Origin of the sequence: Mycolicibacterium lacusdiani (genome assembly GCF_021916785.1) — a bacterium.
GTDB lineage: Bacteria > Actinomycetota > Actinomycetes > Mycobacteriales > Mycobacteriaceae > Mycobacterium > Mycobacterium lacusdiani.
In genome coordinates, this window is sequence record NZ_JAKCFC010000001.1 from 105,007 (window position 1) to 126,243 (window position 21,237).

Annotated in this window: 19 protein-coding genes; 12 read left to right on the top strand and 7 right to left on the bottom strand. The window is 69.4% G+C overall.

From position 1 onward, the window contains the following. Positions 1-15: 15 nt before the first annotated feature. From LOK44_RS00500 to LOK44_RS00510, 3 genes are read right to left on the bottom strand one after another with little or no spacing between them, the layout of a single operon-like run. Entirely contained in the window at positions 16-1,023 is a 1,008-nt protein-coding gene (locus tag LOK44_RS00500; RefSeq protein ID WP_237568030.1) for an FAD binding domain-containing protein, read from the bottom strand. After that, entirely contained in the window at positions 1,020-1,559 is a 540-nt protein-coding gene (locus LOK44_RS00505; RefSeq protein WP_237568031.1) for a (2Fe-2S)-binding protein, read from the bottom strand. Before LOK44_RS00505 ends, LOK44_RS00500 begins: the two co-directional genes overlap by 4 nt. Further along, the gene (locus tag LOK44_RS00510; protein ID WP_237568032.1) at positions 1,559-3,787 is read right to left on the bottom strand and encodes a xanthine dehydrogenase family protein molybdopterin-binding subunit; all 2,229 of its coding nucleotides are present in this window, start codon (positions 3,785-3,787) and stop codon (positions 1,559-1,561) included. The genes LOK44_RS00505 and LOK44_RS00510 overlap by 1 nt, the downstream gene beginning before the upstream one ends. On the opposite strand from LOK44_RS00510, the gene LOK44_RS00515 reads away from it, so the two are divergent. Beyond that, entirely contained in the window at positions 3,786-4,844 is a 1,059-nt protein-coding gene (locus LOK44_RS00515; RefSeq protein ID WP_237568033.1) for an alpha/beta hydrolase, read from the top strand. The genes LOK44_RS00510 and LOK44_RS00515 overlap by 2 nt on opposite strands. Here LOK44_RS00515 and LOK44_RS00520 read toward each other — a convergent pair. From LOK44_RS00520 to LOK44_RS00530, 3 genes are read right to left on the bottom strand one after another with little or no spacing between them, the layout of a single operon-like run. Continuing rightward, on the bottom strand, positions 4,834-6,885 hold the full coding sequence (locus tag LOK44_RS00520) for a helix-turn-helix transcriptional regulator (RefSeq protein ID WP_237568034.1): 2,052 nt from the start codon (positions 6,883-6,885) through the stop codon (positions 4,834-4,836). The genes LOK44_RS00515 and LOK44_RS00520 overlap by 11 nt on opposite strands. Before the next feature lie 56 nt (positions 6,886-6,941). Then, entirely contained in the window at positions 6,942-7,604 is a 663-nt protein-coding gene (locus LOK44_RS00525) for an ATP-binding protein (RefSeq protein WP_237568035.1), read from the bottom strand. Beyond that, on the bottom strand, positions 7,601-8,578 hold the full coding sequence (locus LOK44_RS00530; protein WP_237568036.1) for an alpha/beta hydrolase: 978 nt from the start codon (positions 8,576-8,578) through the stop codon (positions 7,601-7,603). Before LOK44_RS00530 ends, LOK44_RS00525 begins: the two co-directional genes overlap by 4 nt. Positions 8,579-8,887: 309 nt before the next feature. Between LOK44_RS00530 and LOK44_RS00535 the strand changes: the two genes are divergently transcribed. From LOK44_RS00535 to LOK44_RS00555, 5 genes are all read left to right on the top strand, one after another. Then, positions 8,888-9,931 (top strand): cupin domain-containing protein, encoded by a 1,044-nt coding sequence (locus tag LOK44_RS00535; protein WP_237568037.1) that lies wholly within the window; start codon positions 8,888-8,890, stop codon positions 9,929-9,931. 87 nt (positions 9,932-10,018) lie between these two features. Continuing rightward, entirely contained in the window at positions 10,019-10,855 is an 837-nt protein-coding gene (locus tag LOK44_RS00540; protein ID WP_237568038.1) for an alpha/beta fold hydrolase, read from the top strand. Positions 10,856-10,870: 15 nt separating this feature from the next. Next, the gene (locus tag LOK44_RS00545) at positions 10,871-11,959 is read left to right on the top strand and encodes an NADH:flavin oxidoreductase/NADH oxidase (protein ID WP_237568039.1); all 1,089 of its coding nucleotides are present in this window, start codon (positions 10,871-10,873) and stop codon (positions 11,957-11,959) included. After that, positions 11,956-13,113 (top strand): FAD binding domain-containing protein, encoded by a 1,158-nt coding sequence (locus tag LOK44_RS00550; protein WP_237568040.1) that lies wholly within the window; start codon positions 11,956-11,958, stop codon positions 13,111-13,113. The genes LOK44_RS00545 and LOK44_RS00550 overlap by 4 nt, the downstream gene beginning before the upstream one ends. Continuing rightward, complete coding sequence (locus LOK44_RS00555) at positions 13,113-13,727, top strand: hypothetical protein (protein WP_237568041.1); 615 nt, start codon at positions 13,113-13,115, stop codon at positions 13,725-13,727. Before LOK44_RS00550 ends, LOK44_RS00555 begins: the two co-directional genes overlap by 1 nt. Positions 13,728-13,746: 19 nt before the next feature. Here LOK44_RS00555 and LOK44_RS00560 read toward each other — a convergent pair whose 3' ends face one another. Further along, complete coding sequence (locus tag LOK44_RS00560) at positions 13,747-15,468, bottom strand: helix-turn-helix domain-containing protein (RefSeq protein ID WP_237568042.1); 1,722 nt, start codon at positions 15,466-15,468, stop codon at positions 13,747-13,749. 105 nt (positions 15,469-15,573) lie between these two features. Here LOK44_RS00560 and LOK44_RS00565 point away from each other — a divergent pair, with 105 nt between their 5' ends. Genes LOK44_RS00565 through LOK44_RS00590 form a run of 6 tightly spaced genes read left to right on the top strand, consistent with a single transcriptional unit; the run spans position 15,574 to position 21,228 of the window. Then, positions 15,574-16,617 (top strand): ABC transporter substrate-binding protein, encoded by a 1,044-nt coding sequence (locus LOK44_RS00565; RefSeq protein ID WP_237568043.1) that lies wholly within the window; start codon positions 15,574-15,576, stop codon positions 16,615-16,617. After that, complete coding sequence (locus LOK44_RS29645; RefSeq protein WP_237568044.1) at positions 16,614-17,450, top strand: ABC transporter permease; 837 nt, start codon at positions 16,614-16,616, stop codon at positions 17,448-17,450. Before LOK44_RS00565 ends, LOK44_RS29645 begins: the two co-directional genes overlap by 4 nt. Next, positions 17,447-18,244, top strand: coding sequence for an ABC transporter permease (locus LOK44_RS00575; protein ID WP_237568045.1), 798 nt, complete (start codon positions 17,447-17,449; stop codon positions 18,242-18,244). The genes LOK44_RS29645 and LOK44_RS00575 overlap by 4 nt, the downstream gene beginning before the upstream one ends. Positions 18,245-18,291: 47 nt before the next feature. Then, on the top strand, positions 18,292-19,035 hold the full coding sequence (locus LOK44_RS00580) for an ABC transporter ATP-binding protein (protein WP_237568046.1): 744 nt from the start codon (positions 18,292-18,294) through the stop codon (positions 19,033-19,035). Continuing rightward, on the top strand, positions 19,032-20,024 hold the full coding sequence (locus tag LOK44_RS00585; protein WP_237568047.1) for an amidohydrolase family protein: 993 nt from the start codon (positions 19,032-19,034) through the stop codon (positions 20,022-20,024). The genes LOK44_RS00580 and LOK44_RS00585 overlap by 4 nt, the downstream gene beginning before the upstream one ends. Further along, on the top strand, positions 20,017-21,228 hold the full coding sequence (locus tag LOK44_RS00590) for an FAD binding domain-containing protein (RefSeq protein WP_237568048.1): 1,212 nt from the start codon (positions 20,017-20,019) through the stop codon (positions 21,226-21,228). Before LOK44_RS00585 ends, LOK44_RS00590 begins: the two co-directional genes overlap by 8 nt. The last annotated feature ends 9 nt before the right edge of the window (positions 21,229-21,237 follow it).

Consider the following 21,237-nt stretch of genomic DNA (forward strand, 5'->3'; position numbering starts at 1 on the left):
TGCATGCCCAGTTCCTCACGGCTGATCCTCGTCGTCGGTGCGGACGGCTGCAGCCCGGGTCAGCGCCCGCACCACGCTGTGTCGGCCGAGGTCGATCTTGAAGGCGTTCTGCGCCAGGGGTTCCGCACCGTTCATGGCCAGCGCGGCGGCCGCGTGAAACGCCTCGTCGCCGGCTGGACGGCCGATGAGGACTGCCTCGGCCTCGCGCAGGCGCCACGGCATGGCGGCGACGGCGCCCAGCGCCAGAGCAGCCGAATCGATGACACCGTCGGTGACGTGCAGCCCCGCCGCGACCGACACCAGGGCGAAGGCGTAGCTGTGTCTGTCGCGCACCTTGAGATACCAGGAGTGGTCGGCGAACCGAGACGGCGGCAGTTCGATGCCCAGGACGAGTTCACCCGATCCGAGCGTGTTGTCGACCTCCGGCGTGTCTCCCGGCAGCGCAAAGAAGCCCTCGATGGGAATGGTGCGCCGTCCGTTCGGCCCCTGAACGTGGACGACGGCGTCGAGGATGGCCAAGGCGACGGCCATGTCCGATGGATGGATCGCCACGCAGTCGGCACTGGCACCGAAGACGGCGTGCTCGCGGTGAAACCCTTGTCGGGCTGCGCATCCGCTGCCGGGATCGCGCTTGTTGCAGGACGAGAACGTGGTCTGCATGAAGTACGGGCAGCGGGTGCGCTGCAGCAGGTTCCCCCCCGCCGTCGCCATGTTGCGGAGTTGCGTGGTGGCACCGCTGAGGATCGCGTGCGACACCACCGGGTACTGCGTGCGGATCAGGGGGTGGTTGGCGACGGCGCTGTTGGTCACGCCGGCCTCGATGAACACGCCACCCTCGGTGGTGGGGGCAATCGTCGTCAGGCCCACCCGCCGCAGGTCGACCAACGACTCGGGCTGCTCGACACCGCCCTTCATCAGGTCCAGGAGATTGGTCCCGCCCGCGAGGAACTTCGTGCCGGGTGCGGTGCCCGCCGCGACCGCGTCGTCCACGCTGGTGGCGTGCCGGAACTCGAATGTCTTCACGCGGTGCGCTCCTGCGCCACGGCTTCGATCGCGGCGACGATGTTGGCATAGGCGCCGCACCGACAGATGTTGCCCGCCATGCGTTCTCGAATCTCCGCGGTGGTCAGCCGGCTGGAGCCGCCGACGACGTCCGCTCGGGAGCCTTCGAACGAGGCCGTGCTGAGGTCACCGCGGGCATGCTCGGCGAGCATCGCGCGAGCCGACGAGATCTGCCCGGGCGTGCAGAAGCCGCACTGGAACCCGTCGCACGCCATGAACGACCGCTGCAGCGGGTGCAGCTGTTCACCGTCGGCGATGCCCTCGATGGTCAGGACGTCGGAGCCGTCGATCGACGCCGCGAGGGTCAGGCAGCTCACCACCCGCTCGCCGTCGACGGCGACGGTGCACGCACCGCACAGCCCGTGGTCGCACCCCTTCTTCGTCCCGGTCAGCTGCAGGCGTTCGCGCAGCAGATCGAGCAGCGTGGTTCGCACGTCGGCGTGGACGCGGTGGGTCTCGCCGTTGATGTGGAGTTCCACGAGGTGGTCCTGGGTCATCATGGCTCCTCGGCTGTGGGTGGGCGGTAGGGCGTCATCAGATCCTCCAGAGTGATCGGCAAGTCGCGCAGACGCTTACCGGTGGCGTGGAAGACGGCATTGGCGATTGCCGCGGGTACGCCGCAGGTGCCGATCTCCCCGATGCCGCGCACCCCGATCGGATCGAGGTCGAAGTCCGTGCTGTCGACGAAGCTGACGTCGAACTCGGGACGGTCGGCGTGGGTGGGCAGGTAGTACTCGCCGATCATCTGTGCCGTATCGGCGTCGTACGGCACCTGTTCGAGCAGCGCCATGCCGAGACCGAAGGTGATGCCGCCCATCACCTGGCTGCGGGCGAGCTTCGGGTTGAGCACCCGTCCGCAGTCCATCACCGCGACCCACCTGGTCACAGTCGCCCTGCCGATCTGCTCGTCGACCCGCACCTCGCAGAAGTGTGCACCGAACGACTGGAATGCCTTGCCGCTCTGGTCGCCCGCATCGCTGTCGGCGGTGAAGCTGAGCTGCTCGTGATGCGCGCCTGCCAGCTCGACGAGGTCGGCCTCGTCGCCGGCGGGCGCCAGCGCCGACAGGCGACGCCTCCACTCGCTGGCCGCGGCGTGCACCGCCGAGCCGACCGTCGCCGTCGTCTGCGAGGCACCGCTGTACGGTGCGGCCGGGAAGTCGGAGTCGCCGGAGTCGAACGCCACCCGCGACAGCGGCAGTCCGGTGACTTCGGCGGCGACCTGCGTCATGACGGTACGCACGCCGTTGCCGACTTCGTGTGTAGCGGAGGCGAATCGGACATGGCCGTCGGGCGAGGTGGTCACCCGGCAACTCGCAGGCATGCGCCGGCCAGGGTACGTCGCCGTCGCCATGCCCCAGCCGACCCGTTCGCCGTCGGACTGCATGGCGCGCGGCGCCAGGGGCCGCTGATCCCACCCGAACCGCTGCGCGCCCGTCCGGTAGCACTCCAGCAGGTGCTTGCCCGACCACGCCTTGCCGGTGGCCTGGTCGGAGTCCGCGTGATTGCGGATCCTCAGCTCGAGTGGGTCGACGCCGACCCGGTGGGCGAGTTCGTCGATGGCCGATTCGAGGGCGAACAACCCGGGTGCTTCACCAGGACCGCGCATGAAACAGGGGGTCGGCGCGTGCAGCCGGGCGGTGCGGTGTGACACCTCGAGATGGGGTGACTGGTAGAGGAACCGCGTCGACAGACCCGCCGGCTCGCAGAAGTGGGCGACGGTGGAGGTCTCGGTCAGGGTGTGGTGCTCGGTGCTGAGGATGCGTCCGTCGTCGTCGGCGACCAGCACGAGGTCCTGCTCGGTGCGTGGCCGGTGGCCGGTGGAGGAGAACATCTGCTCGCGGGTGAGCACCAGCTTGACCGGCCGCCCGACCTCCCTGGCTGCGACGGCACACAGCGCGACGTGCATCCACAGGAAGCTCTTCGAGCCGAACGCACCGCCCACCAGAGGTGACGTGACGCGCACCCGGTCCTCGGGAATCCGAAGGTACGCAGCCAATGCCGTTCGCTCACCGGCGATCCAACGGGTGCTGTCGTGCACGGTCAACTGGTCGCCGGACCACGCCGCGACCGTGGCGGACAGCTCGATCGGGTAGTGGGCGTTGAGCGGGGTCGTGAAACGGGCGTCGACCCGGCGGGCACCGCCTGCCGGTTCCTCGCCGCGAACGTCCTGGAGCTTCTCCTCGGAGAGCTTGACGAAGTGATCGGGCCGGTAGCTGCCGTGGCGGACGGGACCCGACTGCTCGGCCCGAGCCTCCGGCACGTCGTGGAGGTCGAGCTGCGCCGGCAGTGCTTCGTAGGCAAGCTCGAACGACGCTGCCGCAGCAGTGGCGTTCTCCAGGGTGTCGGCCACCACGAGCGCCATGTGTTGTCCGACGTGCTGAACCGTCAGGTCCGACAGCGGTGGCCGCCGCTCCAGTGGTAGGTCCCAGGTCAGTTCCTCGGGCACCACGCCCAAGGGCGGGCAGTTCAGCGGCGTCAGGACGTACAGCACTCCGGGAGCCGCCGATGCACGGGACGTGCTGGCGCGCAGGGACTCCTCGGTGACTCGGCCATGAGGCACCTCGGACTGGACGAGCACGGCGTGCACCAGATCCGGGAGGGCGACGTCGGCGGTGTAGTGGGCGGACCCGGTGACCTTCTGCCCACCTTCGACTCGGTCGACCGACCGGTCATCCGCCGTCGACTCGCCCGTCCAGGACCCGTTCCGATCCACGGTCGCCGTCATGAAGCAGTGTCCTTTCACCGGGTGTGCCACCAGCATCGTCGCGCGGTGGCGCGTCGTCATCAGTCACGTGACTGATGGGCAGGGCGGTGCGACCGCCCACACTGATGAAGATGCCGGCCATGTCGAGGGGGTGGAGATGACCGCGAACCCGCACGGCCTCGCCCTCGACCGGGCAGTACAGCTGTTCCTCGAGTCGATCGACGGATCCTCCACCACCGGCGCGCCGCTGCAGGACGCCTTCTCGGCCGTCGACGTCGACGAGCGCGCCGTCATCGTCGATGCCGGTGACCACGGGTCGGTACGGGTACGCGTCGTCCGCCCGACTGGCGCCGCGGCACCGCTGCCCGCGGTGGTGTACGTCCCCGGCGGCGGCTGGGTGGCAGGGGGCACGCGATCTCGTGCGCGTCTGGTGGCAGACCTCGCGCGGGGTTCGAATGCGGTGCTGGTCGTTCCGGAGTGCACCCCGGGCGTGAATCATCGGGTCGGCCTCGAGCAGGCGTACGCGACGGCCCGCTGGATCTGCGCGGTCGGCGACGAGTGGGGGATCGACACGTCGCGCATCGCGGTCGCAGGCGACTCCACCGGCGCGCATCTCGCGATCGGAATGGTGTTGGCATCGTTGCACCGCAACGAGTTCCGATTCTCGCAGTTGGTCGCGTGCACGCCCGTGACCGACGTCGCGTGCGACACGGAATCCTGCCACCGCTTTGCCGATGGATACTGGCTGCGGCGTGACCACCTGCTCGCGTTCCGGGACGGGCACCTCTCCGACGGGCGGCAGCACACCGATCCCTTGATCGCCCCGCTGCACGCCGACGCCGCCGACCTCGCGGACTTTCCTCCGTCCCTCCTCATCACGGCCGAGGCCGACGTGGTGCGCGACCAGGGCGAGGCGTTCGCAGCCCGGCTGCGTACGGCAGGCGCCGCGACGACGGCGGTTCGCTACGAGGGCACCATCCACGGATTCGTGACGCTCGACGCACTCCGGGACACGAGCGCGGCCCGCGCGGCGGTGGCTCAAGCGGTTGCGGCCCTGCGGACCTCGCTCAAGACGTGAACTGCCGGAGTTCGTGGCGGCGGCTGACACCGAGCTTCGGGTACACGTGATACAGGTGCGAGGCAACGGTTCTCGGCGAGAGTGTGAGGCGCTCGGCGATCTCCCGATTCGTCAGACCCGAGGCGGCGAGCACGACGATCTGGCGTTCCTGGGCGGTCAGCGCGAGCATGGCGCCGTCGACAGGGCCCGGCGCGACGTTCGTCACGCCTGCGGCTCGCAGCTCCGACCTGGCGATGGCGGCCAGCGGCTCGGCACCGAGTCGCTCGAAGACGTCGAGCGCCGCCGCCAGCAAGGGCTTGGCCTCCGCGGGCCTGCGCGCCCGGCGCAGCCACTCGCCGTAGTGCAGCCGGGCCCGCGCGCGCTCGAGGGGCCACTGCTCACCGGCCGGATCGAACACGGCCAACTTGTAGTGCCGTTCGGCCTGGCTGGTCTCGGCCGTCAGCGCCAATGCCTGATGGCGCAGAAGTCTCAGCCGCACCGGCGGTTTGGAGCCGAGCCTGCGGCTCATCATCGAGATGAGCGGCGCGATCTCGTCGACGCGGCCGCTGCGCGCGGCTGCCCATGCCACGTCGGCGACGGCGCGGTAGGACACCACGAAGTGCCCGGGCTGCCCGTCGGCGGTGAACATGGCGCGGAACCGACGGTATGCCTCGTCGAAGTCGCCCGTCGCCAACGCAATCCAGCCCGCCGCACTGCTGAGGTTCACCTCGGTGGCGCACATCGGCTGGCCCGACGTCACCGACAGGTCGCGCGCCCGTCGCACCGCACGCGTCGCAGCGGCGACATCACCCTGCATCGCGCGCAGGCGGGCCAGGCAGGCCAGGGCCTCCCGCTCGACCAGCGTGACGCCGCGCGCCACGGCGCACAGTGCCGAGGCCTGATCGAGGACCGTCTCCAGTGTGGTCCACTGGCCGGTGTCGAGCAGCGTCCACGACAGCGGTGCGAGCGCGAACGTGAAACCGCGCAATCCGCCGCCGGCGGAGAGACGTTCGATCGCCGAGTTCAGTTCGCGCGCGGCGACAACAGTGTCTTCGCCGACGAACGCCATCACCCCGGCGACGAGCTGCCGGTACGGTTCGACGGCGGGTGACTGCGGCTCGAGCCAGCGGCCGTGTGGCGGCGCGGGTCGAGAATCGGCGACCGCGGTGTCGGCATACATCGTGGCGTAGGCGCGCTGCAGTTCGGCCGCATCAGCAGGGAACGGCAGGGGGAACCTGCTGGGGCTGACCGGTGTGGCCACGGCCATATCGAGCCAGCGCCGCAGATCCTGCCGTTGCACGCGGATGCCGGAGTAGTAGGACGCCCCGGCAGCCGAGTACAGCATCGCCAGGACGAGATGGGCGTCGCTGGGCCACTTTCCGTCGAGTACGTCGCCGATCACGATGAACGCGTCACTCGGCCGCCCCCGTTGCAGCAGGATCGAAGCCCGGATCAGCGCGGCGTAACCGGAGACGTCCGGGTCGGGTGACTCGCGCAGCGGCACCTCGGCCAGCGACAGGGCCCACGCGGGGTCACCGGCGTAGTTGGCCGCCCCGGCAGCCAACGCGTAGCGGCGCGCCGCGTCGGCACGGTCCGGGCTCAGCTCGGCTGCCCGCTGCAGGGCACGCGCCCGTTGGAGTTCCGAGACGCGCCCGGTGGGTCGAGTCGACGTGTCCTCCAAGACCGCGGCGATCGTCTCGTCGGGGCCCGATGCCGCGGAGCCCAGGTGCCACGCTCGGGCGCCGGCATCGAGATCGGGCGTCGCCGCCAACGCGAGGTGCGCAGCACGTTGCTCGCCATAGTCCCCGCCCGCATAGGCGGCCGTGCGCAACAGCGCGCTGGTGAACACGACCCTGCGGTCATCGGTGAACTCGACGAGCCGCCCCGCCCGCGCCGGCTCCCACCCCGCGAAGTCGATGGCGAAACCGGCTGCAGCCGTGATCATGTCGACGGTTTCCTGGCCCGTACCGGCCGCGGCGTAGGCCAGCAGCTTGCGGGTGTCGGGTGGCAGCGCAGCGACCTGGTCGGCGAACATCGGGTGGGCGCTCGCCGGGTCGCACATCGTCGCGCCGTGGAACGTCGTGGTGCGGTTGCGTGCGTATGCACGGGTGTACTCGATCAGCGCCAGCGGGTTCCCACGCGACCAGCGGATGATCTCCCGCGCACGCTGGGGTCGGGCTGGCCGGGCTGGGCGTCGACGAGTTCGGCGGAGTGGTGCGGTGCCAGCGGCACCAGTTCGACCGTGCGAATCGGCCGGTCGACACCGCGGAGAACGTCGAGCCGACGCGCGGTCAGGACCGCACGGACCCCCGTCGTCATCAACAGCGCCGTCACGCCGACGAAGAGGTCGCGCAGGTCGTCGTCGAACCTGTCGACGTCGTCGATGGCCAGCAGTATCGGACGCTCGACCGCTGCGGCCTCCAGTAGCGACAGCACGGCGTCGCGCGCGAGTTCCGGCGCGCACCGGAGATCCCGGCCCGCTTCGGGCAGGGCCTCGCGCAAGCCGGGCGGCAGCGTGCTCGCGAATCCGCGCAGGGGCCAGAGCAATCGGGCCAGCAGTCCGTCGGCTGAGGACTCCGATGCGCCGCCCGCGGCCGAGACGACACGGACGTCGCCACCCGCTGCGCGCACCGCGTGGCGCAGGATGCTCGACTTGCCGGACCCGGCCTCGCCGGTCAGGACGATCGCCGGGGGAGCCGATCGGGCACCGGACACCACGGCCTCGGTGAGGGCCACCACGTCGTCGCGGCCGATCAGCCGGAACGCCTCGGTGCTGCTCACGGGTGCAACGCCTGAGCGAGGAACCAAGCGCCCTGATCGATGGCGGCGCGGGCGGGCGGAATGTTCGCCAACTGGCTCAGCACCACGAAGTCGTGCACGGTGCCCAGGTATCGCAGCGAAGTCACGTCGACGCCCGCAGCACGGAGGTTCCGCGCGAACCCGGCACCCTCGTCGCGGACCACGTCGGCCTCCGCGGTCACGAGCATCGTCGGCGGCAGACCGCTCAACTCCTCACGGCCGGCGCGCAGCGGTGACGCCGTCGAACACGTGCAATCACCACCGTCGCAGTACTGATCCCAGTACCAAGCTTGCTCGTCGCTGGACAGCAGGTAGCCCTCGCTGAAGTCGCGATGCGAGGCGGACCCGCAGTCGGCGTCGGTCGGGGGGTAGTAGAGCAGTTGCGCTCGCAGCCGCGGTCCGCCACGGGACTTGGCGAGCATCGCGACGGCGATGGCGAGGGTGGCACCGGCGCAATCACCAGCCACCGCAATCTGCTTGGGATTCACTCCGAGCAGTTCGGCGTTGCGGTGCATCCACAGCAGGGTTGCGTAGCACTCCTCGAGCGCGACCGGGTAACGAGCCTCGGGGGTGCGGCTGTACTCCGGCACGACCATCGCCACATCCGCCTTGACGGCGAGTTCGCCGATCACGTGCGCGTGGGTGTCGGCGTCGCCGAACATCCAGCGGCCGCCGTGCAGATAGAACACCGCGGGTAGCGGGCCCACCGAACCCCGCGGCCGCACCACCCAGAACCCCGTCAGACCGGCGGGGCCCACCTCCGCAGTGTGGAAGCGGGCGTCGGTTCCCTCGTGCTCGGAGGTGGTCTGCTGCGCTTCCCGCAGTGCCGTGCGGCCGTCCTGTGGACCCAGTTGCCGCAGCGTCGGCGGCGTCGCCATCGCGTCGAGCAAGCGTGCGATCGTGGGGTCGAGCACGACGGCCGAACGATCGTTGCCCCTAGACCGAGATGTGCTCACCAGCCGTGTCCTGCCGTCGTGTGGCCGCTCGTGCGTCCGCTTCGTCGACTGATGGTAGGCGTCCGCACACCACGAGGCAGGCCGTCGGATCGCCCCGAGAAACGATCAGTCACTCGACTGATGACCGCTGAGCTGCGGACATCGAGACTGGCGCGGTGAGGGATACCAGCTAGCAGGAACCAATGAGTACGCCAATCAGCACCTGCAATGGGCGCAGGCGTCAATGATCACGAGTGTCGACTCGACCAGAGTCGTGGTTCAGCAGGACAGAACGTGAACAAGCATCCGCCACTAGCCGAGGAGACTCTCGTGACGACGTCATCCGCCCGCAACAGCCACACCACCTCGCTTCTCGATGGCGAGATCGTCGAGGAATCCGACCTCGGATCGATGCGCCGCGTGACCGCCGACAACCTCCCGATTCTCCAGGGTCTGTCCATCAAGCGGGTGCTGCTCAACCCCGGTGCGATGCGGACTCCGCACTGGCATGCCAACGCCAACGAACTCACCTACTGCGTCTCGGGCACCGCGCTGGTGTCGATCCTGGACAGCGGCAGCAAGTTCTCCACGTTCATCGTCACCGCGGGGCAGATGTTCCACGCCGAATCCGGTTCGCTGCACCACATCGAGAACATCGGCACCGACGTCGCCGAGTTCATCATCGCCTTCCGTCACGAACGTCCCGAGGACTTCGCCTTCGGCGCCACGCTGGGGGCGTTCAGCGACGCGGTGCTCGGCAATACCTACGACCTACCCAGCGCCGACTTCGCCAAGATCCGGCGCAGCACCGAGGACAGGAAGTTGGCCGCCCGCATCGGAGACCCCGTCGTCCCGGCCGCCGCGCACTTCAACGATCCGCACAAGTACGACGTCGAGGCCCAGTCGCCCGGACTCAACTACGTCAGCGGGAACGCCCGCTTCGCCCGCGACCAGTTCTGGCCCGTGCTCAAGGACATCTCGATGTACTCGCTGCGGGTCAACGAGGACGGGATGCGGGAGCCGCACTGGCATCCCGTCACCGCCGAGATGGGCTACGTCCGTCATGGCGACGCGCGGATGACCGTCATGAATCCCGATGGCACGCTTGACACCTGGACCCTCACCACCGGCGACGTGTACTTCATCCCACGCGCCTACCCGCACCACATCGAGAACACCGGCACCGACCCCTGGCACTTCCTGATCTTCTTCGATCAGCCGTTCCCCGCCGACATCGGCTACCGCGCATCGGCGAGCGCGTACTCCCACGAGGTCCTGGCGGCGAGCTTCGGCACGCACATCGAGGACCTGCCGCAGTTCCCCTTCACCCCTGCCGATCCGCTGATCGTGACGCGCTCCAACCCGCTCGACTGACCACCCCCCAACCCCCCGCGATTCGTGGAGTATTTCCTGCGGTGAGCGCAGGTGATGTTCCACGAATCACCGAAAGGACGCACTGACATGTCGATCATCACCACCGCCGACGGCACCGAGATCTTCTACAAGGACTGGGGCACCGGCCAGCCCATCGTGTTCAGCCACGGCTGGCCCCTGTCCAGCGACGACTGGGACAACCAGATGCTGTACTTCCTGTCCCAGGGCTACCGCGTGATCGCCCACGACCGCCGAGGCCACGGCCGCTCCACCAAAACCCCCGGCGGGCACGACCTCGACCACTACGCCGACGACCTCGCCGCCCTCGTCGAGCACCTCGACCTGCACGACGCCATCCACATCGGCCACTCCACCGGCGGCGGGGAAGTGGTCCGCTTCCTGGCACGCCACGGCCAGACCCGCGCCGCCAAAGCCGTGCTCATCAGTGCCGTCCCCCCGCTGATGGTCCAGACCGACGCCAACCCCGACGGCCTGCCCAAGAGCGTGTTCGACGACCTGCAGGCCCAGTTGGCCGCCAACCGCTCGGTGTTCTACCGCGCGCTGCCCGCGGGCCCGTTCTACAACTTCGACCAACCCGGCGCCGAACCCGCCGAGGACCAGCGCGAAGCGATCATCGCCAACTGGTGGCGCCAGGGAATGATGGGCGACGCCCTGTCGCACTACGACGGCATCGTCGCGTTCTCCCAGACCGACTTCACCGACGACTTGAAGGCGATCACGCTGCCCACCCTGGTCATGCACAGCCAGGGCGACCAGATCGTCCCCTACGTGGCCTCGGGTCCCAAGTCCGCCGAACTGCTCGCCAACGGCACGCTGAAGACCTACCAGGACTTCCCGCACGGCATGCCCACCACCCACGCGCAAGAAATCAACGCCGACATCCTGGCATTCCTGCAGTCCTGACCGAACGGTTCTCCGATGCCACATCTGTTCACTCCCTTGACCTTGCGCGACGTGACGTTCGCCCACCGCGCATGGATGTCCCCGATGATGCAGTTCGCCGCGGTACCTGCAGGCGACGACACCGGCACGCCCACCGACTGGCATCTGCAGCACCTGGGCTCGCGCGCCGTCGCAGGCGCGGCGCTGACGATGGTCGAAGCCACCGCCATCGACCCCACCGGCCGCAGCAGCGACTACGACCTGGGGCTGTGGAACGACAGGCAGGCCCAGGCGTTCTCCCGCCTGACCGCGTTCACGAGTTCGCAGGGCGCCGTGCCGGGGATCCAACTGGTTCATGCCGGGCGCAAGGGTTCCACCGGCCGCCCATGGCCCGACCCGGAACGCGAGCAAGGGTTCTGGCCGACGGTGGGGCCGAGCGAGCTGGCGTTCGGCCGGCTGCCCAGCCCCGCGGAACTCAGCGTCGACGACATCGGCCGCATCGTCACGTCATTCGGCGACGCTGCCGGGCGCGCTGCAGTAGCCGGCTTCCGCGTCCTCGAAATCCACGGTGCGCACGGCTATCTCATCCATCAGTTCCTGTCACCGCACTCGAACGACCGCACCGACCACTACGGCGGGTCGTTCGAGCACCGGATCCGGTTCGCACTCGAGGTCGTCGACGCGGTGCGTGCCGCCTGGCCGGCCGAGTTGCCACTGTTCTTCCGCGTCTCGGCGACCGACTGGCTCGGCGGGGACACCGATGACGTCAGGCCTGGATGGACGGTCGCGGACACCATCGACCTCGCCGCGCATCTCAAGCGTCGCGGTGTCGACCTCGTCGACGTCTCGTCCGGCGGGTCGGCACCCGACGCCGCGATCCCGGTCGGCCCCAGCTATCAGGTGCCGTTCTCGGCTCGCGTGCGCAAGGAAGTCGAGATCCCGACCGCCGCAGTCGGATTGATCACCGAGCCGCAGCAGGCCGACGGCATCATCGCCGAGGGGGAGGCCGACGCCGTGTTCCTCGCGCGGGTCCTGCTGCGCAACCCGAACTGGATCCGCCAGGCCGCCGACGAACTCGGCCATTCGCTGCCGCACCCGGTGCAGTACTCCCGGGCCTTCCGGTGACGGGTTCCGACAAGGCGGTCCCGGTGTTGCGGGCCGCCGTCGTCGGTGGCTCGCTCGGCGGGCTGGCCGCGGCCCACGAATTGCGTTCGATCGGTGCCGAGGTCGCCGTATACGAGCGGTCCGTGGGACGCACTGATCCGCGCGGTGCGGGCATCGTCATGCAGCCCGAGGTCGCGTCGCTGCTCGCGCGGCTCGACAGGACCGTACCCTCGGTCAGCGTCCAGCTGATGGAACGTCAACAGCTGCATCGCAGTTCACATCCGACGCGGCACTACGCCCCGCAGTGGATGTCGGCATGGGACACTCTCTACGAGGCACTGCGGGCCCCGCTCGGCGACGTCTGCATGCGTCTGGACAGCACGCTGACCGACCTCCGGGCCGGCGCAGACGGCGTGACCGCCGAGTTCGGCGACGGCTACACCACCACGGCCGACCTGGTGGTGGGAGCCGACGGCATCGGCTCGGCCACCAGGCGGATTCTCACCGGCCGCGACGACCTGCAGTACTCCGGTTACGTTGCGTTTCGCGGACTCGAGCCGGAATCGACTCTGCCTGGGCACCTCCGGGACCTGCTCGCGGAACGCTTCACGTCCTTCGCCGTGCCGGGGATGCAAATGCTGTGCTACCTCGTGCCCGGCGAGCGTGGCGCGACCGAGCGACGGGTCAACTGGGTCTGGTACGTCAACACTGCAGCGGCGCGACTGCCCGGACTGCTCACCGGGAGGTCCGGCCATCGCTTCGACTTCTTCCTGCCCCCTGGCGAACTCGACGCCGAGTCGCGTGACGCGCTGATGGATCTGGTCGACCGCACGCTGCCCGAACCGTTCGCCGAGCTGGTGCGGCTCTCGGCAGTGTTCATGCAGCCGGTGTTCGACCTGCCGCCCACCGGCATGGTCGGCGACCGGGTCGTGCTGCTCGGCGATGCGGCGGGAACGGTCCGGCCGCACACCGCGTCCGGAACGTCGAAGGCTCTCGGTGACGCCGCAGAACTGGCCGACGCTCTCCGAGGCTGGCGGCGGGACGAGCCGCTGCCGCGCGAACGTCTGCAGGCGTGGGAGGCCGACCGGCTCGGCCATCTGCGCGCGGTGGCCGACGTCGGCGTGCGGCTGGCCGCCCATTCGTCGCTGGGCGTCGACGCGCCCGCGTTCCTGTGATGGTCCGCGCCGGCCTGGCCGCCGCGCTGGCGGGAGTGCTGCTCACCGGCTGCGGGGGACCGGGCGCCGTGCTGGAACCGATGTCGATACCCGGGGGGACCGAGACGACGCCGTCGACCGCTTCCCCGACGACGAGTCCGACGGCAGCCGCACCGGTCGACTTCACCCCGCTCTTGCTCGCACCCGGCGACGTATACGTACCGGGCGACGGGTATTCGGCGCCACCGCCCATCCGGGATCCCGACGGGGTGCACGGCGCCGAGGAGCTGATGACCAACGGGGACCAGACCCGGGCGATCGGCATCACGATCGTGGTGCTGCCCGACGTCGCCACGGCGTCGGCCGAATTGACCCGGGCACAGCAGACGCTGTCCACGGTGGTCCCGACGCAGCCGTCGCAGCCCGTGCCGGTCGGCACCGGCGCCGTTGCGGTGACGGGCCAGTCGCACGATTCGTCGAAGGCCGTGACCGCGCTGGTCTTCGGCGAGGGTCGCGCGATCGTGCGCATCGACTTCTACAGTGCCGTCGGCCAACCCACGCCCGTGGACTTCGCGATCGGCGTCGGCAAGATGCAGGCGCTCGCGCTGCGGGTCGGCCTGACCCGGCCCGACTAGGTGCCCGCTCTTGGTCGTGTCATCCGAGGCCCGCAACCCGGGCCACCGTCAGCGCCGACGTGAGCCGCAGCAGGTCGCGGGGCCGGCTCAGGTGCAGACCGGTCAGCGCCTCGAGGCGGCGCATCCGTTGCGCCACGGTGTTGGGGTGCAGGTGCAGCGCATCGGCCGTCGACCGGCGGTCCATGTCGCGGTCGAGCAGCACCCGCGCCGTCCGCAACAGCTCGCTGGAGTGGTCGCGGTCGTAGTCCAGCGCCGGGCCCAACACGGATACCGCGAAGGCGCGCAACCTCTCCGGGTCGTCGAGCTGCAGGAGCAGATGGTCGATCGCGACGTCGCGCAGGTCGATCACCGCGTCGCCCGCCCCGTCCGCCGCAAGATCGAGCGCACCGCGCAAGGTGCGGAACAGGTCGGGAAGTTCGCGGACCGCAACGGCGGGCGTCACCCCTGCCACCGCCTTCCCGACCTCCCTCGCGTCGGTCAGATACTCGACCAGACGACGCGCAATCGCCGCCGCACCGCTGACCCGCCCCCCAGCAGTCGCGCCCGGCGCGGCGATCAACAGCAGATCGCCCCGGTACACGGCGACCAGCGGGCGGGGCGTGATGGTCGACGCGAACCGGTCGGCGCCTGCCAGCAGCCGGTCGGTAGCGGGCCTGGAGTCGCCGGCCGTGGGGGCGATGCTCCGCACCGAGATCAACGACTGGTCGCCCGACAGGTCCCAGCCGAGCCGCCGGGCGCGATCGAGCAGTGCGGGCATGTCGGCGCCGTCGGTGCTCAGCAGGTCGGCGACGAGCGAACCACGAAGGCGCTGTTCGACTTCCGCTGCGGTCCGGTCGCGCATCAGCTCGAGCGCCGTCACCACCGTTGCGTGTTCGACGGCGCGTATGTCGAGCCGCGACAGCGTGTCGTCGGTGGCATCGACGCGGACGTGGGCGACCACCTCGCCGCCGAGCGTGACGTCCGCCGACACACCGTCGTCTCGCGACTCGACGCGTCCATCCGATCCGCCCGGCGCCCAGTCCACGGCTGCGAGGGCGTTGCCGTAGACGTCCTCGATCAGCACGGGCCGGGCGAGCAGTTCCGCCAGCGCCGCGGCCACCCCAGAGACGCCCTCGCCGCGCAATGCGGTAGCCGTCAACAGTCCGTGCACCTCTTCGGCGCGGCGCAGCTCCCGGATCGTGTCCTGCTCGCGGGACCGCAGTTGGGCCGTACGCAGCGCGACGGCGACCTGGGAACCCAGCGTCGTCACCAATCCGACCTCCACGGCGTCGAACCGGTGGGGCTCGGTGCGGTAGCCGTTGAGCGCTCCGACGATCGACCCGGCACGACGCAGCGGCACCGACACCAGTGCGCGGTAGCCCTGCTCGTGGGCGACCCCACCCCACGGTCCGATCCCCGGCATCGTCTCGATGTCCTCGAGCGTGACCACCTCGCCGGTGCGGAAGGCCACGCTGGTGGGCGCCTCCTCGGCGCCGCTGACGTCGAGCAGGATCGGCCGGTCCGCGTTGACCTGCGCGATGTAGTCGGGCGACAGGCCGTGCGATCCGACGATCACGAGCGCCCGGCCGTCCTCGGTGGGAAGGAACACCGCGCAGAAGTCGTAGTCGAGCAGGTCGCACGCGGTACGAGCGACGCGGTCGACGAGGTCGGCGACGGGCTCGTCGCCACCCACCGCCTCGCCGATGTCGGCCAGCGCGTCGAGCCAGCGCTCGAGGTCGGGCCTCAGTGTCTGCGGTGACATGGAAGAGAGCATAAGTGTGTGTCGGGAGACATTGCCGCGTTTGGCCCGCTGCCTCAGGCTGAATCTCGACGGTGACAGCCGTCACATGACATCGAGGAGGTTCCCGTGCGACGTAGCACTCGGGTGATGCGCAACGCGGTGGCCGTCGCGGCGGCGGCGATGATGACGTTGACGGCGGGATGCTCGGCCGGCCTTGGCGGGCCCGCGTCGTCCCGGGCGGCCCGCGACGGCGTCATCCGGTTCACATTCGCTCCGGACCCCATCTGGGACTACATGAACGAGACGGGCATCGTCGACGAGTGGCAGCGCGAGTCCGGCTACTCCATCGAGACCAGCGCGACGTGGGACGAGTTCGGCCTCTTCGCCGGCGGCCACGCCGACATCATCTCCACGGCCTCGTTCGAGGTGCCGGGCCTCGAGGAGCAGACGCAGCGTGAAACGGTCATCATCGGCCGGTACAACGCCGAGCGCAGTCGCATCCTGGTGCGCACCGACGACCCCGCACAGACCCTGGCCGACATGAAGGGCAAGCGACTCGGGGTCTTCACCACCGTGTCCGGCACCCTGGTGTGGAGCGCCCTGCTCAAGCAGATGCACGACGTGGATCTCGCTGGCGACTACGAGGTGGTGGTCGCAGACATCCAGAACCTCTCGAACCTGTTGGCACGCGGTGAAATCGACGCCTGCATCTGCTACCCCGACCTCTCGGCCCGCGATCTGCGCCAGGGCACAGTCCGCCCACTGTACGACGGCAAGTCGTCGGCGGAGATCTTCGCCGAACTCGACGCCCCCGGGCACGACGGCCCGATGGGCAACGTCTTCGTCGCCCGCAAGGACTGGGTCGACGGTCATCCAGGCGAGGTCTCGGCATTCCTGGACCTGTGGGAACGCGGTCTCGGCGAATGGCAACGGCACCGCGACGAGATGATCGAACGCTACCCACAGCACTTCGCGGTCGACACTCCCGAGGACATCGCGTTCATGAAGGCCTATGTCGCCGAACACGACTGGGTCGTCGGCGACGTGCGATTCGACCAGAAGTGGGCCGACGACGAGAGCTCGATCTTCGACCTCATGCGCGAGACCGGCGTCATCGGTGACGACGTCGATGACCCACAGTTCCTCCCCACCGAAGGAGTCCGTCAGTGACGCAGACCATTACGCCGCCGGACGCAGATCCGGCGCGGCGGGATCCGGCCCCACGCTCCCGCCGGAACCGCTCGGGAACCCTCGGCCCACGCAGGTGGCTGGTGTCGGGCATCGCGCTCGTCCTCGCGATCGGGGCGTGGGCCGTGCTCGCCGCAGTGGTCGACGATCCGATCCTGCCCAAGCCGCTGCAGGTGTTCGAGCGGGTCGTCGCGATCGTCGTGTCGGGGGAGGCGTTCACCAACTTCGCCTCCAGCATCGGCAAGATCGCGGCAGGCTTCGCCCTGGCGATGATCGGTGGCCTGGTCATCGGATTCGCCATGGGCCGCTCACGATTCGCGTCGAGCTACTTCTCGCTGCCGCTGTTCGTTCTCGGCAACATGCCCGGCCTGACCTACGCGGTGTTCGGACTGCTCATCTTCGGCGTAGGGGCAGGTGGACCCATCGTCGTCTCGGCGCTGGTCGCGCTGCCCTTCATCGCGATGAACGTCGCCGAGGGGGTGCGCTCGGTGGACGGGAACCTACTCGCCATGTGCCGTGCCTTCGAACGCAACCGGCGCGACGTACTGCAGCACCTGTACCTGCCCGCGCTCGTGACGTTCGTCTTCGCCGGCGTGCGCTACGGCTTCGCCATGGCCTGGAAGGTCGAGGCGCTCACCGAGGTGTTCGGCGCCAGCGACGGCGTCGGATTCATGATTCGAAAGGCCTACCAGGAGTTCCAGGTAGGCGACATGTTGGCCTGGACCACGCTCTTCATCGTCGCCATGGTCTTCATCGAACGCGGCCTCGCCTACCTGGAGAACCGCTTCTTCGCCTGGCGGAAGGAAATCGCATGACCATCGAGGCACTCTCGGCACCCGCGCCCGCATGGCGCCGCCAGCTCCGCGGACAGACGTCCTCGGCGGTCGCCATCGCCGCCGCACTTCTCACCATCGTCGGCGCCTGGCAACTGGCCGTCGTGATCGGCGACCGCATCCCGTCGCCTGCGCAGACCCTCGACAGCTTGTTCGCCGAGGCCGCGATCGGCGAACTGTGGCAGAACCTGGCCATCAGCATGAACCGCTTCGCGCTCGGCCTGGTGCTCGCACTGGTGGTCGGCGCGGCAATCGGGGTGTGGATGGGCTCGTCGCGGTGGGCCGACCTGGCGTTCTCGGACCTCACTGCCGCCGGACTCGCGATCCCCGCCGTCATCTGGGCGCTGCTCACCACCATGTGGTTCGGCTTCGGCTGGCTCACCCCGGTCGTGACGGTGTTCCTGTCCGGCCTGCCGTTCGTGGTGGTCAACATCGCCAAGGCCACCCGCGCGGTGCCCGCCGACCTGGTGCTGATGGCGGGGGCCTTCGGAGTGCCGAGGCGAAACGTGCTGCGGCACATTGTCGCTCCCGCGGTGGCCGGCTCGACGGTGGCCGCCGTGCGCTTCGCGATCATGAGCGCGTGGAACGGCCTGCTGCTGGCCGAGTGGTTCGGCGCGACCTCGGGCGTCGGCTGGCGGTCACGCTACTGGTACGACGCCAACCAACTCGACGGTTTCTTCGCCTGGGTGCTGGTGTTCATCGTCGTGCTGGTCATCGCCGACCTGCTGCTCCTCGGCCCCATCGAGCGGTACGTGACCCGTTGGCGCACCGCCTGATCCGCCCGGCCTGAACCCAACCCCCTCTACCTCGAAAGCGAGACATCATGGCCTCCATCGAAATCCGCGACCTGGTCAAGGACTTCCACGACCGCAGCGGCAACCGCACCCGCGTCATCGACGGCATCGACCTCACCATCTCCGGCGAAACCTTCGTATCGGTCGTCGGACCGTCGGGGAGCGGCAAGACCACACTGCTCAACATCGTCTCCGGCATCGAGACGCACAGCTCCGGCACCGTCGACCTCGTCGGCAAGGACGGCAGCGACGCCCGCGTCGGATACGTCTTCCAAGACCCGCGGCTGCTGCCGTGGCGCACCGTCATGGCCAATCTCGGCTTCGTACAACACGAACGACCCGGCTGGGAGGACCGCGCCCGGCACTACCTCGACCTGGTCGGGCTCAGCCACTGCGCCGACCGCTACCCGGCCCAGCTGTCCGGCGGTCAGCAGCAGCGCATCGGCATCGCCCGAGCGTTCGCCGTCGAGCCCGACATCCTGCTCATGGACGAGCCGTTCAGCCACCTCGACGCCATGACGTCACGCACGCTGCGGGAGCACCTCGAGCGCATCTGGCTGGAGTCCCGGCGCACCGTGATGTTCGTGACGCACGACGTAACCGAGGCCGTGCAGCTGTCCGACCGCATCGTCGTGCTGGCACCCGGCGGGACGGTGCACGAGATCATCGACGTCGACCTGCCCCGTCCCAGAAGGGCTTCCGACCCGGCCGTGGCCGTGCTGCAGGCCGAGATCCTGGCCCGGTTCGAGGCTCTCGAGGCGGCGGCGGCATGACCTCCACCATTCGGTCGGGGCCCATCGACGTCCACGCCCACTGGCTCCCCGAAGACCTATTCGGACTGCCACCGGGTTCCCCGGTGCCCCCGCTCAACGGACGCGACGGCCAGCTGCACCTCGGGGATCTCCCGCTGTCGATCGAGACCGCAGCGATGAGTGACCCCGCCCGCGTGCTGGCCGACACGGACGCCGCCGGGCTCGGGGCGCGCGTGATCTCGGCACCCCCGTTCGCCTTCCCGGTCGCCGACGCCCCCGGCGTCGACGACTACGTGGGTGCGTTCAACGACGAACTGGCCAAGGTGTGCCGCGACAGTGGCGGCAGGTTGCTCGGACTGGGGCTGGTGTCACTGCACGATCCGGATGCGGCCCGCAAGCAGATCGAGGCCATGGCCTCGACGGGCGTGGTGCGCGGCATCGCGGTTCCACCGCTGCTGGGACACACCTCGTTGGACGTGGCGCCGATGCGCGACGTGGTGGCCATCGCGGCGGAGAACGACGCGGCGGTGCTGGTGCACCCCATGCAGCTGCCGCGGCCGGAGTGGTCGTCGTACTACCTGACCAACCTCATCGGAAACCCCGTCGAAACGGCAACCGCCGCGGCGTCGTTGGTGCTCGGCGGCGTGCTCGAGGAACTGCCGTCGCTACGCATCTGCATGCTGCACGGCGGAGGTTGCGCTCCTGCGCTGGTGGGCCGGTGGCAGCACGGCTGGTCGCAGCGCGCCGACGTGCGCAGTGCCCAGACCCGGTCGCCGCGCGAGGGTTTCGCCGGCCTGTGGTTCGACACCCTCACCCACGACGGCCCGGCGCTCGACCTACTGCGCGCGCACGCCGATCCGGGACAGCTGATGTGCGGCAGCGACTATCCGTTCGACATGGGCGTCGAGCTTCCGCTCGATTTACCGCACTCGGTCGGCATCGACGACGCCGCCCTCGAAGACAACGCCCGACGCTTCCTAGGGCTTGATGAAGGAGAGAACCGTGTCTGAACGTCTCGACACCCGCCATGACTGGAGTGGTCACCGCGCGTTGGTGATCGGTGGCTCCATCGGTGGCTTGACGACGGCGCTGCTGCTGCGCCGGCTCGGATTCGACGTGTCGGTCTTCGAGCGCACGCCGACCAACCTGGACGGTCGCGGCGGCGGCATCGTGCTCCAGCCCGACACGCTGCGCTGGTTCGTCGAGTGCAGTGACCAGCACCCCGAACAGGTCAGCACTTCAACGCACTACGTGCAGTACCTCGGGCCGGGCAACGCCGTCGTGCACCGCGAGAACGCGCCATGGAGCTACACGTCGTGGGGCACCTTCTACCGGGCACTGCTTGCCGACTTCGGCACCGACGACTACCACCTCGGCGAGTACGCGGCAGGCTTCGACGAGGACGCCGACGGGGTCGAGGTGCGCTTCACCTCCGGCCGCCGGGAACGCGCCGATCTCGTCGTGTTCGCCGACGGCATCGGATCGCCCAGCAGGCGGCGCATCTCGCCGGACACCAAACTCGAGTACTCCGGCTACGTCGGGTGGCGCGGCACCGTGCCCGAGCGCGAGGTGTCCCCGGAGACGTTCGAGCTGCTGCACGACTCGATCACCTACAGCGTCGCGCCGCACACCCACATCAACGTCTATCCGATCCCGTCGACGGACGGCGGCCTCGCCGTGGGGGAGCGGCTGCTCAATTACGTCTGGTACCGCAACGTGCCGGAGGGACACGAACTCGACGAGCTCATGACCGACAAGCGCGGCTTCCTCGCGGGCGTATCGCTGCACCCGGGGGCGGTGCAGGACCGCTTCGTCGAGGAAATGCGCTCGGCAGCAACCGAACTGCTCGCACCCGCGGCCGCAGAGGTGGTGTTGCGCACCGAACAGCCGTATCTGCAGGCGGTGTACGACGCGGTGACCAACCGGATGGCGATGGGGCGCGTGGCTCTCGTCGGGGACGCTGCCAGCGCCGCCCGACCGCACGCCGCGGCGGGGACCGCCAAGGCCGCGGCCAACGCTTGGGCGCTGTACGACGCACTGTCGGACAGCGGCGACATCGCCGAGGCCCTCGCCAAGTGGGAGCCCGGCCAACTCGAACTCGGGCAGCGGCTGATGCGCCGCGTCAAGGAGATGGGCGCCCGTTCCCAGTTCGACTGCACCTGGGTCCCCGGCGACCCGGACAACCGCTTCGGCCTCTACGGCCCCGGACACTAGGAGATTCTC

Bases quoted from the DNA above. Each gene is read 5' to 3' on its own strand.
- LOK44_RS00505 (WP_237568031.1), bottom strand. From the start codon at position 1,559: ATGACCCAGGACCACCTCGTGGAACTCCACATCAACGGCGAGACCCAC.
- LOK44_RS00515 (WP_237568033.1), top strand. From the start codon at position 3,786: ATGAAGCAGTGTCCTTTCACCGGGTGTGCCACCAGCATCGTCGCGCGG.
- LOK44_RS00510 (WP_237568032.1), bottom strand. From the start codon at position 3,787: ATGACGGCGACCGTGGATCGGAACGGGTCCTGGACGGGCGAGTCGACG.
- LOK44_RS00520 (WP_237568034.1), bottom strand. From the start codon at position 6,885: ATGTGCGACCCGGCGAGCGCCCACCCGATGTTCGCCGACCAGGTCGCT.
- LOK44_RS00540 (WP_237568038.1), top strand. From the start codon at position 10,019: ATGTCGATCATCACCACCGCCGACGGCACCGAGATCTTCTACAAGGAC.
- LOK44_RS00545 (WP_237568039.1), top strand. From the start codon at position 10,871: ATGCCACATCTGTTCACTCCCTTGACCTTGCGCGACGTGACGTTCGCC.
- LOK44_RS00555 (WP_237568041.1), top strand. From the start codon at position 13,113: ATGGTCCGCGCCGGCCTGGCCGCCGCGCTGGCGGGAGTGCTGCTCACC.
- LOK44_RS00560 (WP_237568042.1), bottom strand. From the start codon at position 15,468: ATGTCACCGCAGACACTGAGGCCCGACCTCGAGCGCTGGCTCGACGCG.
- LOK44_RS00575 (WP_237568045.1), top strand. From the start codon at position 17,447: ATGACCATCGAGGCACTCTCGGCACCCGCGCCCGCATGGCGCCGCCAG.
- LOK44_RS00580 (WP_237568046.1), top strand. From the start codon at position 18,292: ATGGCCTCCATCGAAATCCGCGACCTGGTCAAGGACTTCCACGACCGC.
- LOK44_RS00585 (WP_237568047.1), top strand. From the start codon at position 19,032: ATGACCTCCACCATTCGGTCGGGGCCCATCGACGTCCACGCCCACTGG.